The 3,949-nt window shown below is 65.8% G+C and carries 4 protein-coding genes; all 4 read left to right on the top strand.

Going from position 1 to position 3,949, the window contains the following annotated elements:
- Positions 1–691 (top strand): DNA-binding protein WhiA (whiA, locus tag K789_RS0105465; RefSeq protein WP_024365880.1); only part of this gene is annotated, 691 nt, incomplete at its 5' end.
- A 172-nt stretch (positions 692–863) separates the two neighbouring features.
- Complete coding sequence (locus K789_RS0105460; protein ID WP_024365879.1) at positions 864–1,487, top strand: superoxide dismutase; 624 nt, start codon at positions 864–866, stop codon at positions 1,485–1,487.
- Positions 1,488–1,769: 282 nt separating this feature from the next.
- The gene (gene gap / locus K789_RS0105455; protein WP_024365878.1) at positions 1,770–2,780 is read left to right on the top strand and encodes a type I glyceraldehyde-3-phosphate dehydrogenase; all 1,011 of its coding nucleotides are present in this window, start codon (positions 1,770–1,772) and stop codon (positions 2,778–2,780) included.
- A gap of 10 nt (positions 2,781–2,790) precedes the next feature.
- Positions 2,791–3,949: phosphoglycerate kinase (locus tag K789_RS0105450; RefSeq protein WP_024365877.1), on the top strand; the 1,159-nt coding region annotated here is incomplete at its 3' end.

Below are 3,949 nucleotides of genomic sequence, written 5' to 3'. Positions count from 1 at the left end.
CGCCCGCCAGACCGGACTGCTGGATACACGGGGACGCCCGGTCCGCGGGCTGCCGTCGGTGGTGGTGAACGGATCCGCTGCAGACGCCGAAGCCGTCTGGCGCGGCGCCTTCCTGGCCCATGGCTCCCTGACGGAGCCCGGACGGTCCTCCGCCATGGAGGTCACCTGCCCCGGGCCCGAGTCCGCCCTGGCCCTCGTCGGCGCGGCCCGCAGGCTCGGCATCCAGGCCAAGGCCCGCGAGGTCAGGGGAGTGGACCGCGTGGTCATCCGCGACGGCGACACGATCGCCGCACTGCTGACCCGAATGGGCGCCCACGATGCGCTGATGGTCTGGGAGGAACGGCGGATGCGCAAGGAAGTCCGCGCCACGGCCAACCGGCTGGCCAATTTCGACGACGCCAACCTGCGGCGTTCGGCCCAGGCCGCCGTCGCCGCTGGCGCCCGCGTGGACCGTGCCCTGGAAATTCTGGGCGACGACGTCCCGGACCACCTGAAATACGCGGGCGAATTGCGTGTCGCGCACAAACAGGCCAGCCTCGACGAGCTCGGGCGTCTTGCGGACCCCGTCATGACCAAGGACGCCATCGCCGGCCGGATCCGCCGCCTGCTGGCCATGGCGGACAAACGCGCGCAGGACCTCGGCATCCCCGGCACGGAAGCCAATGTGACGCCGGAAATGCTCGACGAGTAGCCTCTCCCCAGAAACAACTGCAGAATCGGATCGGGCCAGCGGGAATACCTCAGGGGGACCGGAGGCTATGCCCACTGGATTCCGATCCAGAGACTTCCGGGTGCCAACACATCCGGATGCACAATCCGAGAGTTACCAAACGGACAACCAGTCCACGACATTGGAGGATTTTGTGACCGAGTACGTACTGCCCGAACTGGACTACGACTACGCAGCGCTGGAGCCCCACATCTCCGCGAAGATCATGGAGCTGCACCACAGCAAGCACCACGCCGCCTACGTTGCCGGCGCCAACAATGCGCTGGCCCAGCTGGCCGAGGCACGCGACAAGGGCGACTTCGCCAACATCAACCGCCTGTCCAAGGACCTTGCGTTCCACACCGGCGGCCACATCAACCACTCCGTGTTCTGGAAGAACCTCTCCCCGGACGGCGGCGACAAGCCCGAGGGTGAGCTCGCGGCCGCGATTGATGACGCTTTCGGCTCCTTTGATGCCTTCCGCGCCCAGTTCACCGCTGCGGCGCTCGGCCTGCAGGGCTCCGGCTGGGGCTTCCTCGCCTACGAGCCGATCGGCGGCAACCTGGTGATCGAGCAGCTCTACGATCAGCAGGGCAACGTCGCGCTCGGCACCACCCCGCTGCTCATGCTGGACATGTGGGAGCACGCGTTCTACCTGGACTACGTCAACGTCAAGGCCGACTACGTCAAGGCGTTCTGGAACATCGTGAACTGGGCCGACGTGGCCAAGCGTTTTGACGCTGCCCGCAAGAACGCCACCGGTCTCATCACGCTCTAAGAGCGCGACCGCGGTTCCTGCATGACGCAGTTCACGCACCTGTAACAAAGTTCACAATTCGGGCCGTTCGGCTCAAATCGTGGACGGTCCGCCCCCGCACTTGCGGGGGCGGACCAACTTAAACGTAAGATAGGTCACGGAAGGCGGTTAGCCTTCAGCAATGTGGCTGGTCGCCCTCCGATCTGTTAATCATCTCTGCCCAATGGCGTGCGGGATCTGTTAGTTGGCTTGAGCGCCTTCTCAACTAGTCGTGCTTGCAAGAGCACCAAGGAGACTGAAAACGTGACCACCCGTATTGGCATCAACGGCTTTGGCCGTATTGGCCGCAACTACTTCCGCGCCGCACTCGCCCAGGGGGCGGACCTCGAGATCGTGGCCGTGAACGACCTCACCAGCCCGGAAGCACTGGCCCACCTCTTCAAGTACGACTCCGTGGGCGGCCGCCTGAAGGAATCGATCGAGGTCAAGGACGGCAACATCGTCGTCGACGGAAAGACCGTCAAGGTCCTCGCCGAGCGCGATCCCGCCAAGCTGCCGTGGGGCGAGCTCGGCGTCGACATCGTGATCGAATCCACCGGTTTCTTCACCAAGGCCGCCGACGCGCAGAAGCACATCGACGCCGGCGCCAAGAAGGTCCTGATCTCCGCACCCGCCTCGGACGAGGACATCACGATCGTGATGGGCGTCAACGATGGGCTCTACGACCCCGCCGCGCACCACATCATCTCCAACGCCTCCTGCACCACCAACTGCCTCGGCCCGCTGGCCAAGGTTGTCAACGATGCCTTTGGCATCGAGCGCGGCCTCATGACCACGATCCACGCCTACACCGCGGACCAGAACCTGCAGGACGGCCCGCACAAGGACCTCCGCCGTGCCCGTGCCGCCGCCATCAACATGGTCCCCACCTCCACGGGCGCGGCCAAGGCGATCGGCCTGGTCCTCCCGGAACTCAAGGGCAAGCTCGACGGCTACGCCATCCGCGTGCCGGTCCCCACCGGCTCCGCCACGGACCTGACCGTCACCGTCTCCCGCGAAACCACTGTCGAGGAAGTCAACGCCGCCCTGAAGGCCGCCTCCGAGTCCGCAGAGCTCAAGGGGCTGCTGACCTACACCGACGAGCCGATTGTCTCCTCGGACATCGTCGGCGACCCGGCGTCCTCCATCTTCGACTCCGGCCTGACCAAGGTGATCGGCAACCAGGTCAAGGTTGTTTCCTGGTATGACAACGAATGGGGCTACTCCAACCGCCTCGTGGACCTCACGGAGCTTGTCGCAGCCAAGCTGGGCTAGGGTAAGACTCATGACATTCCACACCCTCAACGAACTGATCGCTGATGGTGTCCGCGGGCGGTACGTTCTGGTCAGAAGTGACCTGAACGTGCCGCTCGACGGCTCTACAGTGACTGACGACGGCCGCATCAAGGCCTCCCTGCCAGTGCTGGCGAAGCTCACGGACGCCGGTGCCCGCGTGCTGGTTACAGCACACCTCGGCCGCCCCAAGGGCGCCCCCGAGGACAAGTACTCGCTCAAGCCCGCCGTCGCACGGCTGGCCGAGCTTGCTCCGTTCAAGGTTTCCCTCGCGGAAGACACCGTCGGCGACTCCGCACAGGCTACGGCTGCGGCGCTGCAGGACGGTGAGGCCCTCGTCCTCGAGAATGTGCGTTTCGACGCCCGTGAGACCTCAAAGGTCGACGCCGAGCGCGGCACCTTCGCCAATGAGTTGGTGGCCCTCACCGGTTCCAACGGCGCCTTCGTGGACGATGCCTTCGGCGCCGTGCACCGCAAGCACGCCAGCGTGTACGACGTCGCCACCCGGCTGCCGTCCTACCAGGGCGACCTGGTCCGCACCGAGGTCGAGGTGCTGCGCAAGCTCACCACCGACACGCAGCGGCCCTACGTCGTGGTGCTGGGCGGTTCCAAGGTCTCGGACAAGCTCGCCGTGATCGACAACCTCATCGGCAAGGCAGACACCATCCTGGTCGGCGGCGGCATGCTGTTCACCTTCCTCGCCGCTGCGGGCCACAAGGTGGCCGGCAGCCTGCTGGAAGAGGATCAGATCCCGGTTGTGCAGGACTACCTCAAGCGGGCGGCGTCCGCCGGGACCGAGTTCGTGGTTCCCACCGACGTCGTCGTGGCCAGCAAATTTGCCGCCGACGCCGGGCATGAAACGGTGCGCGCCGACGCGATTGAAGGCAGCAGTTTCGGCGCCCAGGGCATCGGCCTGGACATCGGACCCGAATCCGCCGCCGCGTTCGCGGAACGGATCAAGGGTGCCAGGACGGTGTTCTGGAACGGACCCATGGGTGTGTTCGAGTTCCCGGCGTTCGCCGCCGGCACCAAGGCCATCGCCCAGGCGCTGACCGAGACCGGGGCATTCACCGTTGTCGGGGGCGGCGACTCAGCCGCTGCCGTCCGGACCCTCGGCTTCGCCGATGACCAGTTCGGGCACATTTCCACCG

Source organism: Arthrobacter sp. TB 26 (genome assembly GCF_000427315.1).
In the GTDB taxonomy this organism is placed as follows: domain Bacteria; phylum Actinomycetota; class Actinomycetes; order Actinomycetales; family Micrococcaceae; genus Arthrobacter.
This window is presented reverse-complemented; position numbering and strand designations above follow the sequence as displayed.